General features: G+C 73.4%; 14 protein-coding genes. 7 read left to right on the top strand and 7 right to left on the bottom strand.

Features of this window, described 5'->3' with window-relative positions; all coding sequences use genetic code 11:
• Window positions 1-32: 32 nt before the first annotated feature.
• From cspE to OG989_RS01915, 3 genes are all read left to right on the top strand, one after another.
• Window positions 33-236 carry a transcription antiterminator/RNA stability regulator CspE gene (cspE, locus tag OG989_RS01925; RefSeq protein ID WP_007464836.1) on the top strand — a complete coding sequence of 68 codons (204 nt, stop codon included), beginning with the start codon at window positions 33-35 and terminating at the stop codon, window positions 234-236.
• Window positions 237-457: 221 nt separating this feature from the next.
• Window positions 458-1,789, top strand: a complete 1,332-nt coding sequence (locus OG989_RS01920) for a DEAD/DEAH box helicase (RefSeq protein WP_327029517.1) — start codon at window positions 458-460, stop codon at window positions 1,787-1,789.
• Window positions 1,790-1,967: 178 nt separating this feature from the next.
• The gene (locus OG989_RS01915; RefSeq protein WP_132231061.1) at window positions 1,968-2,156 is read left to right on the top strand and encodes a hypothetical protein; all 189 of its coding nucleotides are present in this window, start codon (window positions 1,968-1,970) and stop codon (window positions 2,154-2,156) included.
• Window positions 2,157-2,201: 45 nt separating this feature from the next.
• Here OG989_RS01915 and OG989_RS01910 read toward each other — a convergent pair whose 3' ends face one another.
• The 4 genes from OG989_RS01910 to OG989_RS01895 are packed head-to-tail and all read right to left on the bottom strand — an operon-like array spanning window position 2,202 to window position 5,367.
• Complete coding sequence (locus OG989_RS01910; protein ID WP_151456618.1) at window positions 2,202-2,651, bottom strand: RrF2 family transcriptional regulator; 450 nt, start codon at window positions 2,649-2,651, stop codon at window positions 2,202-2,204.
• Window position 2,652: 1 nt separating this feature from the next.
• Window positions 2,653-3,537: an ABC transporter permease gene (locus OG989_RS01905; protein WP_151456617.1), complete on the bottom strand. Its 885-nt coding sequence runs from the start codon at window positions 3,535-3,537 to the stop codon at window positions 2,653-2,655.
• On the bottom strand, window positions 3,527-4,306 hold the full coding sequence (locus tag OG989_RS01900; RefSeq protein ID WP_327029516.1) for an ABC transporter ATP-binding protein: 780 nt from the start codon (window positions 4,304-4,306) through the stop codon (window positions 3,527-3,529). Before OG989_RS01900 ends, OG989_RS01905 begins: the two co-directional genes overlap by 11 nt.
• Window positions 4,303-5,367 (bottom strand): ABC transporter substrate-binding protein, encoded by a 1,065-nt coding sequence (locus tag OG989_RS01895; RefSeq protein ID WP_151456616.1) that lies wholly within the window; start codon window positions 5,365-5,367, stop codon window positions 4,303-4,305. Before OG989_RS01895 ends, OG989_RS01900 begins: the two co-directional genes overlap by 4 nt.
• 263 nt (window positions 5,368-5,630) lie before the next feature.
• Between OG989_RS01895 and OG989_RS01890 the strand changes: the two genes are divergently transcribed.
• From OG989_RS01890 to nudC, 3 genes are all read left to right on the top strand, one after another.
• On the top strand, window positions 5,631-6,941 hold the full coding sequence (locus tag OG989_RS01890; RefSeq protein ID WP_327029515.1) for a M16 family metallopeptidase: 1,311 nt from the start codon (window positions 5,631-5,633) through the stop codon (window positions 6,939-6,941).
• 115 nt (window positions 6,942-7,056) lie between these two features.
• Window positions 7,057-8,400 (top strand): M16 family metallopeptidase, encoded by a 1,344-nt coding sequence (locus OG989_RS01885; RefSeq protein WP_327029514.1) that lies wholly within the window; start codon window positions 7,057-7,059, stop codon window positions 8,398-8,400.
• Window positions 8,397-9,335, top strand: a complete 939-nt coding sequence (gene nudC, locus OG989_RS01880; protein ID WP_151456613.1) for an NAD(+) diphosphatase — start codon at window positions 8,397-8,399, stop codon at window positions 9,333-9,335. The genes OG989_RS01885 and nudC overlap by 4 nt, the downstream gene beginning before the upstream one ends.
• A gap of 171 nt (window positions 9,336-9,506) precedes the next feature.
• Here nudC and OG989_RS01875 read toward each other — a convergent pair whose 3' ends face one another.
• The 3 genes from OG989_RS01875 to OG989_RS01865 all read right to left on the bottom strand — a co-directional run bounded on the left by OG989_RS01875 (window position 9,507) and on the right by OG989_RS01865 (window position 11,286).
• Window positions 9,507-9,782 carry a hypothetical protein gene (locus tag OG989_RS01875; RefSeq protein WP_132231358.1) on the bottom strand — a complete coding sequence of 92 codons (276 nt, stop codon included), beginning with the start codon at window positions 9,780-9,782 and terminating at the stop codon, window positions 9,507-9,509.
• Window positions 9,783-9,996: 214 nt separating this feature from the next.
• The gene (locus tag OG989_RS01870) at window positions 9,997-10,233 is read right to left on the bottom strand and encodes a DUF397 domain-containing protein (protein ID WP_132231069.1); all 237 of its coding nucleotides are present in this window, start codon (window positions 10,231-10,233) and stop codon (window positions 9,997-9,999) included.
• Window positions 10,234-10,305: 72 nt separating this feature from the next.
• On the bottom strand, window positions 10,306-11,286 hold the full coding sequence (locus OG989_RS01865; RefSeq protein WP_327029513.1) for a helix-turn-helix domain-containing protein: 981 nt from the start codon (window positions 11,284-11,286) through the stop codon (window positions 10,306-10,308).
• Between the two features lie 226 nt (window positions 11,287-11,512).
• On the opposite strand from OG989_RS01865, the gene OG989_RS01860 reads away from it, so the two are divergent.
• Complete coding sequence (locus OG989_RS01860; RefSeq protein WP_442791904.1) at window positions 11,513-12,805, top strand: MFS transporter; 1,293 nt, start codon at window positions 11,513-11,515, stop codon at window positions 12,803-12,805.
• Window positions 12,806-12,862 lie beyond the last annotated feature (57 nt).

Genomic DNA, 12,862 nt, shown 5'->3' with positions numbered 1-12,862 from the left:
GTTCGACGTTCCGTCAAGGAGACGAAACAAAAATGGCTATTGGCACCGTCAAGTGGTTCAACGCTGACAAGGGCTTCGGCTTCATCACCCCGGACGGCGGCGGCGCCGACGTCTTCGCCCACTTCTCGGCGATCCAGTCCTCCGGCTACCGGAGCCTGGACGAGAACCAGCGGGTCGAGTTCGAGGTGACCCAGGGCCAGAAGGGCCCGCAGGCGGAGAACATCCGCCCGCTCTGATCTTCGGATCTTCCAGTAACACCCATCGCGCCCTCCGGGTGCGGTGACGGGACCGGCCCGCCGCACCGTCGACCTGCGTGAGCAGGCGGCGAACGGCGGCGGGCCGGGGCCCGTACCCCTTTCGGTTCGTGCTTGTGAGTCACCCGCGGCCTGGTCCGCCGGTGACAGCGCCGCCTCCGGCGCCCTCCCTCGACACGTGCCGCGTCGAGGAAGGCTTCCGCATGACCACTGTCGTACCCTCTTTCGCCCTCACCGGGCTGGCCCCGGCGCTGCTCGCCGAGCTGACCGCCCAGGGCATCACCGAGCCGTTCCCGATCCAGTCGGCGACCCTGCCGGACTCGCTCGCCGGCCGGGACGTGCTCGGTCGGGGCCGCACCGGCTCCGGCAAGACGCTCGCCTTCGGGCTTCCCCTGCTGTCCCGCACCGCCGGCCGCCGGGCCCGCCCGGGCCGACCGCTGGCCCTGGTGCTGGTGCCCACCCGCGAGCTGGCCCAGCAGGTCACCACCGCGCTCGACCCGTACGCCCGCGCCGTCGGGCTGCGCTGCGCCACCGTCGTCGGCGGGCTCTCGCTGCAACGCCAGGCGGACGCCCTGCGCACCGGCGCCGAACTGGTCGTGGCCACCCCCGGCCGGCTGCACGACCTGATCAACCGCGGCGACGCCCGGCTGGACCAGGTCGGCATCACCGTGCTCGACGAGGCCGACCAGATGGCCGACATGGGCTTCCTGCCGCAGGTCACCAAGCTGCTGGAGCAGGTCGCCCCGAACGGGCAGCGGATGCTCTTCTCGGCCACCCTGGACGGCGGCGTGGACAAGCTGGTGCGCCGCTTCCTCAGCAACCCGGTCTCGCACTCGGTCGACCCGGGCACCGCCACGGTGACCGCGATGACCCACCACGTGCTGCACGTCGACGCGGTGGACAAGCCCACCGCGCTGACCTGGATCGCCGCCCGCGAGGGCCGCACCATCCTGTTCATGGGCACCAAGCACCGCGCCGACCGGCTCGCCCGCCAGTTGCTGGCCAAGGGGGTACGCGCGGCCGCGCTGCACGGCGGCAAGTCGCAGCCGCAGCGCACCCGGATCCTGGAGCAGTTCCGCACCGGGCAGGTGACGGCGCTGGTCGCCACCGACGTGGCGGCCCGGGGCATCCACGTCGACGGGCTCGACATGGTGGTCAACGTGGACCCGCCAGCCGAGGCGAAGGACTACCTGCACCGTGGTGGGCGTACCGCCCGGGCGGGGGAGTCCGGCACGGTCGTCACCCTGGTCCTGCCGGAGCAGCGCCGGGACGTGTCCCGGCTGATGTCGACCGCCGGCATCCGTCCCGAGTCCGTCCAGGTGCGCTCCGGCGACGAGGCCCTGGCCCGGGTGACCGGCGCCCGGGAGCCGTCCGGCGTGCCGGTGACGATCGCGCCGCCCGCGCCGCAGGCCGCCTCCGCCGGGTCTGCCGGCGGCCGGTCGGTCGGCCGCGCCGGTGAGGGCGGCCGGGCTCCGCACCGCGCCTCGGGGCGGCCCCGCCGCTCGCGGCGCCCCCGCACCCCGCACGCCTCCTGACCAACCCCTCCGCGTTCCGCTCTCCGTCGGCTCCGGGCACCCGTGCCCGGAGCCGACGGCTGAGTCTGGAATCAGCGAACGTTACGTCCGATCGGCGACTGTTTCCGCCGCCGGGGGTGGTGAAAGCTGGGGGCGGGGGAAGATCCGGGCGGGACCGCCCGGCATGGGAGGGGTGACCATGGCGGGCGACGCCGGCTCGGGCGCGGCGCGGGAACTGTTGCTGGTGCTCGCGGTGGCGCTGGCCGGGCTGCTGCTCGCCGTGGTCGCGGTGTTCACGCCGTGGCACGCCACCCCGGACGGGGCCGCGCCAGCCGCTCCGGTCGAGCTTCGCAGCCCGACGGAGCGGCCGGTGCCCACAGTCGGCTGACCGTCGCTGGCCCGCCTGCCCGTCGCCGGAGGAGCCGGTGCGCGGTCAGCGGGCGCGGGTCTCCCCGGCGCCGGCCGCAGAATGTTCCGCCCCCAGCAGGTCGGCGAGGGTGGTCCGGTCGACCACCAGGGCGATCGCGCCGTGCACGGCCAGCCAGACGTCCCGCAGGCCGGTCGCCACACCCACGTAGCCGGCCCGCTCGGCCGGCAGGCCGCGGACGGTCGTCAGGGAGCCGCCGATCGCGCGGAGCACGTCGCCGACGCTGATCTCCACCGCGGGACGGGCCAGGGCGTACCCGCCCTCGGTGCCCCGGTGGCTCACCAGCAGGCCGGCCCGGCGCAGGTCGACCAGGATGCCCTGGAGAAAGCTCAGCGGGATGCCCTGGCTGTCGGCCAGCGTCCCCGCCTTGACCAGCTCGCCGCCGCCGACCGGAGCCGCGGCGGCGACGGCGAGCATGGCCCGGAGCGCGTAGTCACTGCGCGCGGAGACGTACACGTCACTGACCCGCCTGGTCCAACACGCCCCACCGACGCCGGATCGCCTTGTCCGCCGCCCCGAACGCGGCGTCCACCGCCAGGCCCAGCACCAGGATCACGATCATCGTGGAGATCAGCCAGGGCGAGTCGGAGAGTTCCCGCGAGTAGGTCAGCTGCGCGCCCAGCGAGGTCTGCGAGATGCCGACCACGATCAGCTCGCCGGCCATCAGGCTGCGCCAGGAGAACGCCCAGCCCTGCTTGAGGCCGGCCACGATGGCCGGCAGCGCGGCGGGCGCGATGACGTACCGGTACAGGTTGAGCCCTCGGGCGCCGAGGTTGCGGCCGGCGCGCAGCAGCAGCGGCGGCACGTAGTCCACACCGGCGATCACGCCGTTGGCGATGGACGGCGCGGCGCCGAGCACCACCACGAAGAAGATGGCCTTCTCGCTCAGCTCGAACAGCAGGATCGCCAGCGGGAACCAGGCGATCGACGGCATCGTCTGCAACGCGGTGATCATCGAGCCGATCGCGGCCCGCAGGATCCGCGACCGGGCCACCGCGAGGCCGAGCAGCAGGCCGACGGCGACCGAGAAGACGTAGCCGAGGGCCGCCCGGCGCAGGGTGGTGACCAGCCCCTCCCAGAGCTGGACGCCGCTGACCTGCCGGAGCAGCTCCTGACCCACGGCCACCGGGCCCGGCAACGAGTACTCGGGCTTCCAGCCGGTCCAGACCACGACCTGCCAGGCGCCGACGGCGAGGACGAGCGCGGCCAGCTTCGGCCAGGTCGCCGCCCAGAACCGGCTGGCCCGCGTGCGGCTCTTCTCCCGACCGGCCAGCTCCAGGGCGTCCAGCCCGGAGATCTCCGCGTCGGTACGCGGGACGGCGGCGAGGGTGTCACCGGCCATGGCGGCCCACCTCCGTACGCAGGCGGCCGGTGACCTCGGCGGCGATCGCGGCGACCTCGGGGGAGTCGATGCGGCGCGGCCGGGGCACGTCGACCGGGGTGGACCAGATGATCCGGCCGGGCCGGCTGGAGAGCAGGATGATCCGGTCGGCGAGCCGGGCCGCCTCGCGGACGTTGTGCGTCACGAAGATCACGGTGAGTCGCCGCTCGGTCCAGATCCGTTCCAGCTCGTCGTGCAGGATGTCCCGGGTCATCGCGTCGAGCGCGCCGAACGGCTCGTCCATCAGCAGCACCGGCGTGTCCAGGGCGAGGGTGCGGGCCAGCGCCACCCGCTGGCGCATGCCGCCGGACAGTTCGTGCGGGCGCTTGCGGCCGAAGTCGGCCAGGTGGACCGTGCCGAGCAGCTCGGCGACCCGGTCCCGCCGCGCCGCCCGGGGCAGCCCGCGCAGCTTCAGCGGCACCTCGACGTTGCCCTCGACGGTGAGCCAGGGGAAGAGGGCGGGCTCCTGGAACATCAGTCCCGGGTCGACGCCCTCGTCGAGGGTGATCCGCCCGCCGCTGGGCCGGTCGAGGCCGGCGACCAGGTTGAGCAGGGTGCTCTTGCCGCAGCCGGAGGCCCCGACCAGGCAGACGAACTCGCCGGGCGCGACGTCGAGGGAGACCCCGTCCAGGGCGACGACGGCGTTCGCCCCACGCCCGTACACCTTGGTGACGCCGTGCAGCGCGACCGAGCCGGTCGCGCTGCGTGGCATCGTCGTGGTCGACGTCATGGTTGGACGACCTCGGGCTTGCCCTGGCCCTTGAGCACCTCGTTCAGGTGGGTGAGGTCGTAGAGACCGTCGAGGCTGACCGGCTGGGTCAGCCCGACCGCGACGGCGTGGTCGAGCCCGGTCTTCAGCGACGTGGCGATCGGGTCGTTGGTGAACTCCAGCGTCGGCCAGGCCTGCTTGATCAGCTTGAGGTCGAGCGGCTTGCCGCTGATCTTTCCGATGTGGTCGGAGATGGCCTGGTGCGTCTCGTCGGGCTTGGTGTTGACGAACTCGTTGGCCGCCACCTGACCCTCGACCAGCTTCTTGACCACGTCCGGGTGTTCCTTGAGGAACTTGGTGCTGACGATCAGGTTGGTGATCACGAACTTCCGGTCCGGCCAGAGGTCGCGCTCGTCGACGAGCACCTTGCCGCCCGCGTTGACCAGCCGGGACACGAACGGCTCGGGCACCCAGGCGCCGTCGATGGCCCCGCTGTTGAAGGTCTCCACCGTCTGGGCGTTCTCCTGCGGGACGATCTTGACGTCGCCGCCGCCCTCCTTGGTCGTCGTGAGGCCCTTCTCCTTGAGCCAGTAGCGGATGGCCACGTCCTGGGTGTTGCCCAGCTGCGGGGTGGAGATCTTCTTGCCCCGGAGCTGCTCCACCGAGGTGATCTCGGGCTTGACCACGAGCGCGACGCCGCCGGAGGCCGCGCCGGAGATGACCCGGACGGCCTCGCCCTTCGACTTCGAGAAGGCGTTCACGGTGGGGTTCGGGCCGATGTACGTCGCGTCGAGCGCGCCGGAGAAGATCGCCTCGATGGCGGCGGGGCCGGCGTTGAAGGTCTTCGTCTCCAGCTTGACGTCGCCGCCGAGTTTCTCGGCGAAGATGCCCTTCTCCACGCCGACCACGGCCGGCGCGTGGGTGATGTTGGGGAAGTAGCCGAGCCGCAGCGTCGTCGGGCCGGAGCCGCCGCCTGCGCCCTCGCTGTCGTCGCCGCAGGCGGCGGCGGTGCCCAGGGTCGCCACGCCGACGACGGCGAGGGTGGCCAGGGAGACCCACCGACGCATGGGGAGCCGTCTCATCGTCCATCCAATCCGCAGTATTCCTACTTAGTTGGTAGGAAGACTGGGGCAGGCGGTGAACTGGCGTCAAGGGCCAACCACATGCCGGGATATGCGTCCCAGAAAAAGCGGCAATCTCTACTGATTGAATGTGCTTTGCGGCCGGTGTTCCCGGCGCCGTCGCCGGCCGCCGGGGCGGCTGCGTGCGACGCCCCGGGCGCTGGTCGGGGCGGCAGGCGAGAGGTCGCCGGTGGCGGGGGTGCCGACGCGCTAGGGTCGATCCCGTGGCGGCGCGGAGATCGAGAATTCCAGCGACGAAGTACCCGGTAGAGCGGTTCACGCTCGACAACGGCCTGCGGGTGGTCCTGACCCCCGACCGCAGCGCCCCGGTGATCGGGGTGGCGGTCGTCTACGACGTCGGCATCCGCTCCGAACCCGAGGGGCGTACCGGCTTCGCCCACCTCTTCGAGCACCTCATGTTCCAGGGCTCCGAGAACCTGGAGAAGCTGGCGCACTTCCGGCACGTGCAGGGGGCGGGCGGCACCTTCAACGGCTCCACCCACCTGGACTACACCGACTACTTCGAGACCCTGCCGAGCAACGCCCTGGAGCGGGCGCTGTTCCTGGAGGCCGACCGGATGCGCGGCCCCCGGCTGACCGAGGAGAACCTGCGCAACCAGGTCGACGTGGTCAAGGAGGAGATCCGGGTCAACGTCCTCAACCGCCCGTACGGCGGCTTTCCCTGGCTGACCCTGCCGCCGGTCATGTTCGACACCTTCCCGAACGCGCACGACGGCTACGGATCCTTCGTCGACCTGGAGTCGGCCACCGTCCCCGACGCCGCCGACTTCTTCCGCCGCTACTACGCGAGCGGCAACGCGGTGCTGGCGGTCAGCGGCGACATCGACGTAGCCGAGGCGACCACGCTGATCGAGCGGCACTTCGGCGACGTGCCGGCGCGTCCCGCCCCGAAGCGGCCCGACTTCACCGAGCCCGACCTGACCGAGGAGCGGCGCACCTCGTACACCGACGAGTTGGCCCCGCTGCCGGCGGTGGCAGGCGCCTGGCGGGTGCCCGACCCGATCACCGACTTCGCCGCCTACCTGCCGTACGTCGTGCTGGCCGAGGTGCTCACCGACGGCGACGCGTCCCGGCTGGTCGAGCGGCTGGTCCAGCGGGACCGGGCGGTGACCAGCCTCGGCGGCTACGTCGGCTTCATGGGCGACCCGTTCGACGTGCGGGACCCGACGGCGCTGCTGCTCCAGGCGCACCTGCCGCCCGGCGGGGACGTGGACAAGGTGCTGCGCACCATCGACGAGGAGCTGGACCGGCTGGCCACCGACGGCGTGGCCGAGGGGGAACTGGCCCGCACCCAGGCCCGGATGGCGACCCACCTGCTGCGCGACACCGACGCGGTGCTCGGCCGGGCGTTGCAGATGGCCGTGCTGGAGCAGCAGCGCGGCGAGCCGGGGCTGCTCAACGACCTGCCCCGGCTCGTCGGCGAGGTCACCGACGAGCAGGTCCGCGCCGCCGCGGCCACCCTGCGGCCCGAGCGCCGCGCGTCCATCGAGGTCATCCCAGGAGGGGCCCGGTGAGCGCGAGGAGTGAGCCGGTCTTGCGAGCCCCGCAGTCGCGAACGAAGGTGGATTCGGTGAGCGCGAGGAGTGAGCCGGTCTTGCGAGCCCCGCAGTCGCGAACGGAGAAGACACAGTGAGCGTGACCGCACCGGCCGCGCCCCGGGCGCTGCCGCCGCTCGGCCCGAACCGCAGGCTCAAGCTGCCGAAGCAGGCCGAGCGCACGCTGGGCAACGGGCTGACCGTGATCGCCGTACGCCGGCCGGCGGTGCCGCTGGTGGAGGTGCGGCTGTGGATGCCGTTCGGCCGCGCCCACCTCGCCCGGGGCGCCGTGCTCGCGCAGACCCTGCTCTCCGGCACGGGGACCATGTCCAGCGTGCAGATCGCGGCCGAGTTGCAGAAGGTCGGCGGCGGGCTCTCCGCCGGGATCGACCCGGACCGGCTGATGCTCTCCGGCGCCGGGCTGGTCACCGGGCTGGACCGGATGCTGGAGATCCTCGCCGAGGTGCTGACCGACGCGGCCTACCCGAACGACGACGTCGCCACGGAGCGGGACCGGCTGGTGGACCGGATCCACGTGGCGCGGAGCCAGCCGGCGCACCTGGCCCGCACCGCCCTGCTCCGGCGGGTCTACGGCAGCCACCCGTACGCGGTGCAGACCCCCGAACCGGAGGCGGTCCGGGCGGTCCGGCCGGGAGCGCTGCGGGCCCTGCACGCCCAGCGGGTGCACCCCGCCGACGCCGTGCTGGTGCTGGTCGGTGACGTGCAGCCGGACCGGGCGCTGGACGCCGCCGAGAAGGCACTGTCCGGGTGGACCGGCGCCGGGCACACCGCCGACCTGCCGCCCGCCCCGCCGCTGGAGCCCGGGCCGCTGCTGCTGGTCGACCGCCCGGGGGCGGTGCAGTCCTCGCTGCGGATCGCGTTGCCGGCGGTGCCCCGCACCCACCCGGACCACGCCGCGCTGCAACTGGCCAATCTGATCTTCGGCGGCTACTTCTCCTCCCGCTGGGTGGAGAACATCCGCGAGGACAAGGGCTACACGTACGGAGGGCACTCCCTCGTCGAGCACTCGGTGGCCGGGTCGGTGCTGGTCGCCGCCGTCGACGTGGCCACCGAGGTCACCGGGCCGGCGCTGCTGGAGACGACGTACGAACTCGGCCGGCTGGCCTCCCTCCCGCCCCGCGAGGACGAGCTGGAGCAGGCCCGCCAGTACGCCCTCGGCACCCTCCAGCTCGGGATGTCCACCCAGGCCGGGCTCGCCTCGCTGACCAGCGCGTACGCCGGCAGCGGGCTGCGCCTGGAGTTCCTGGCCGAGCACGCCGCCCGGCTGGCGAAGGCGACCGTGGCCGACGTGGCCGAGGCGGCGGCCCGCTACCTCGCCCCGGCGCAGGCGGTCACCGTGGTGCTGGGCGACGCCGAACGGATCGGGCCGCAGGTGGCGGCGCTGGCCCCGGTCACCACCGAGCCGGCACGACCGTGAGCGGTGAGCCCGCGCCGCCGCTGGCCCGTTCCACCCTGGACCGGGCGGCCCACCGGCGCACCGACCCCGGGTGGCTGGCGCAGGCGTGGAGCCGGGCCCGGGTGCTGGTGCTCGACTCCGCCGACGGCGGCCGGGCGCTGGTGCGTACCGACACGTCGCCACCGAAGCTGGTGCTGGTCGACCCGGCCGGGCTGCCCGAGCCGACGTCGCCGATGTTCCTCGGCGTCGAGCCGGACGGGGTGCCGGTCTTCGCCGTGGACGCCCCGCTGCCGGCGGTGTCCGGGGCCCGGGCGGCGCACCTGCGCGAGGTCGGGCACCTGCTCGGCGACCGCGACGCCGGGCTGTTCACCACCGCGCTGGCGCTGGTCAACTGGCACCTGCGGCACCGCTACTCGTCGGCCACCGGGCACCCGACGGAGGTGGACGAGGCCGGCTGGTCCCGGGTCGACCCGGCCGGGGAGCGGATCTGGCCGCGTACCGATCCCGCGATGATCGTGCTGGTGCACGACGGCGTTCCGGGCCTGGACGGGCGGTGCCTGCTCGGCAACAACGCCACCTGGCCGCACACCGCCGGCGAGCGCCGGTTCTCCTGCCTCGCCGGCTACGTCGAGCCGGGGGAGTCGGCCGAGGCCGCGGTGCTGCGCGAGGTCCGCGAGGAGGTCGGCGTCCCGGTCGACGACATCGCGTACGCGGGCAGTCAGGCGTGGCCGTTTCCCGGCTCCCTGATGCTCGGCTTCCTCGCCACGGCGGATCCGGAGCATCCGGTGCAGGTGGATCCGACGGAGATCGCGTTCGCCCGGTGGTTCTCCCGCCGGGAGATCGGCGCGGCCCTGGCGGGACGGCCGGTGGAGGTCGGCGGGGCCCGCCTGGTGCTGCCGCCGCCGTCGTCGATCGCGCTCTTCCTGATCCACCGCTGGCTCGACGGGCACTGCTGAGCCGGTCCCGCCGCGCGCGGGCGCGCCGGTGGCCGGGGGCCGTGCGGTCCCGGCCCGTGGCCGCCGTTGCCGCGGCGGTCACGGACCGGGAACACGGGCCGCCGTGGTCGGCTGGGGCAAAGGAGCACGGCGGGGGAGCCGGTCCGACCACGACGGACGTCTGGGTGCGGGTCAGCTGCCTCGGTCGTCGGGTGCGGCCCGCCGTCCGCGGCCCGGCTCGTCGAGCGGGAGCACCTTGACCCGCTGCTTCCCGGAGCGGACCGCGCCGACCGTGGCGAGGGCCCGGGCCAGCAGCAGCGCGGCGTCGCGCTCCTCGGCGTGCACGATCTGGCGGCGCGGCTCGGGCGTGGTGGTCTCGTCGCGGAGTCGGTCACCGCACGCCCAGGCGGCGGCGATGTCCACGTCGGCGGCTGCGCGGATGTCGGTGCGAACGATCAGGAACCGCATGCGGGTCTCCGGATGAATCGCGAGGGTGGGGAACGGGTGGAAGTTCCACGTCACTCTGTCGTCATGTTACGCCGCGCGGTCGTCTCATCAAGTGAAACGCGACGATTGGTCCGGAGGCTCATCCGATCAGCGGATGCCTGGTCGGCGGGGTGGCAGGGCGCAGACGCGGCGGGGCCGCCGGCACGCTGCCGGCGGCCCCGCGACGGTCGACGGATCAGTTCAGATCGAACTGTCCGTTCTTCGCGCCGGCGATGAAGCCCAGCCAGCCGGCCCGGTTGAACAGCAGCACCGGACCGCCCTGGTCCTTGCTGTCGCGCAGGGCCACCGCGACCGGCCCGGTCCTCAGTGGTGCGACCTCGACGCAGTTCGAGGTCTGGCTGCGCGTGCTCTTACGCCACGGGGCGTCGGCGAGCTGGGCGAGTACGGACGGCGTGTTGCGGATCTCGTTCATCGTGCCACTCCTGAGGTGAACTGCTCCGATGGAACGAGTGGCGCCGCACGACCCGACGGTGGGCCCCCGTGCTCACCGGTCCGTCAGGCGCCCGGAATGCCGGCGGCGTTGGGTCGGCGCCGTTGCCGGCCCGTACGCCACCGTGGACGCGGTCGCCGTGCCGGGCAGCCGCCCCGTCGCCTCGATCAGCCAGGAGAGGGTGTCCGATTCGGAGAGCGCCGCCGTGCATAGCCACTCGAACACCACTTTATAGCGATTTAGGGCGTTTACCTCGGTCGACATGACGTCGGTGAACCCCCCTTCGATGGCCAGGGTCTCCGGATCGAGCGGATCCGCGAACCGGTAGACCGAGAACGCGGTCGGCGGGAGGTACCAGTCGCCGATCTGGGTGTCACGCGGCAGGACGTGCAGCGTGACGTTCGGCAGCATCGCCAGTTCGCAGAGCTGCACCAGCTGCGCGCGCAGCACCTCCGGCGGCCCGGTCCGGCCGCCGAGCGCCGCCTCCTCCAGCACCGCCGTGTAGCGGGGCGCGTCGGTCGAGCGGGTGAGCAGCGACTGCCGGGCCAGCCGGGCCCGCACCTCGGTGTCGATGTCCTCACCGGCCTCCGGGTCGCCGGCCTCCTCGTCGACCTGCCGGGCCGAGGCGATCCGCACCGACGCGTAGTCCGGCGTCTGGAGCAGGCCCGGCACCAGGACGGGGTTGTATTCCGAGATTTCCGCGCAGCCCGCCTCCAGCTCGGCGAAGCTGCGCTGCTGCTGGGTCATCACCGGGTAGTTGCGCAGCCAGCCGCGGATGTCGCCGGCCTCCTCGGTGATACCGAGGAGTTCCCGCCGCAGCGCCTCGTCGGCGCCGTAGAGATCCAGCAGCACGCGTACGTCGTCCGGGTCCGGGCGGCTGCGGCCGTTCTCCAGCCGGGACAACTTGGACGCGGACGCCCAGCCGATCCGCTCGATGACCTGGTCTCCCGTGAGACCCGCGGCCTCGCGCAGCCGGCGCAGCTCGGTGCCCAACCTGCGGCGGCGCAGGATCGGGCTGGGTGAGGCAGGAGGCACGACGTCCTCTTTTCCCGTGGACCGCCGCAGACGCGACGGTAACTGTATGAAATTCGCCCCCCACGGTCAGTATGGACGGCGCGCCTCCCGCCGGAGGTCCCGGTGGGGGCGTGTCTCGCAGAAAAGAGGACCGTGGAAGGGCACGGCGTCCGGTACGACGCCGTCGGCCCGACCGTGCCACCCCAGACCGCGCCACGCCGCGCACCACCCCCGCCGGAGGGACCCCATGCGCACCGTCCTGCGCCGCCCGGATTTCCGCCTGCTCTTCGGCGGCCTGCTCGCCAGCATGGCCGCCGAGTCGATCCTGTTGCTGGCCCTCGCCATCTGGGTGAAGGACCTGACCGGGTCGGACGGGCTGGCCGGCGCCACCATCTTCGCGGTCATCGCCCCGATGACCCTGGCCCCACTGGTGGGGTGGATCGTCGACCGCTACCCCCGGCGCCCGTTCTTCGTGGCGGCGAACCTGGTGACGGCCGTGCTGCTCACCCCGCTCCTCGTGGTGCGGGACCGGACCGACGTGTGGATCATCTACGTGGTGGCGGCCCTCTACGGCCTGTCGTACATCACCCTCAGCGCGGTGCTCAGCGGCCTGATCCGCCAGCTCGTGCCGGTGGAACTGCTGGCCGAGGCCAACGGCGTGCTCCAGACCGTACGCCAGGGGCTGCGGCTGGTCGGCCCGCTGGCCGGCGCCGGGCTCTACGCCGCCGTCGGCGGTTGGATGCTGGCCGTGATCGGGATGGTCGGCTTCCTGTCGGCGGCCGTCGTGGTGGGCCTGCTCCGCACGACGGAGACGCCGCCCGCCGGGCCCGGGCTGCGCTGGCCGGCCGAGGTGAGCGCCGGGCTGCGTCACCTGGCCGGGGAGCCGGCGCTGCGCCGGGCGCTGCTCGGCTACGGGCTGGGATCGCTGGCGATGGGCTTCAGCGAGTCGTTGATCTTCGCGTACGTCGACCAGGGGCTGCGCCGGGACGCCGCGTTCGTCGGCGTGCTGGTCACCGTGCAGGGCATCGGCGGACTGGTCGGCGGGCTGCTCTCCCCGGCCGTGGTGCGCCGCGCCGGCGAGGTGGGCACGCTCGCCGCCGGGGTGGCGTTCTTCGGGCCGGCCTCGCTGGCGCTGGTGTACCCGAACCTCTGGCTCGGCTTCGTCGCGGTACTGCTGGCCGGGGTGTCGCTGCCGCTGACGATGGTCGGGCTGCACACGCTGATCCAACGGCGTACCCCGCAAGCGCTGCTCGGCCGGGTCGCCGCGGCCTCGGAGGCCGTGGTCAGCGGCCCGCAGGCGCTCTCGATCGGCGCGGGGGCGCTGCTCGTAGGGGTGCTGGACTACCGCGTCCTGTTCGCCCTGATCGGGGTGGCCACCCTGCTCGCCGGCGGCTACCTCTGGCACGGCCGCACGCTCAGCCCACCGCCACCCGTCCGGATCCCCGCCCCCCGCCGGCCTGCCGAAGGGGCCGCCGCCGTCGACCCGGCCGCCGCGAGCCAGGAGGTGGTCGGCACGACCCCACCGGGCCCGGCGCGCTGAGCCGCCGCGTCGTCAGGACCCCCCGTGGTACGCGACGAGCGGCCGCCCGGGTGGGCG

It is taken from the genome of Micromonospora sp. NBC_01740 (assembly GCF_035920365.1).
Taxonomy (GTDB): domain Bacteria; phylum Actinomycetota; class Actinomycetes; order Mycobacteriales; family Micromonosporaceae; genus Micromonospora; species Micromonospora reichwaldensis.
The sequence above is the reverse complement of the archived record's forward strand: the minus strand, read 5'-3'. Positions and strand labels throughout refer to the sequence as shown.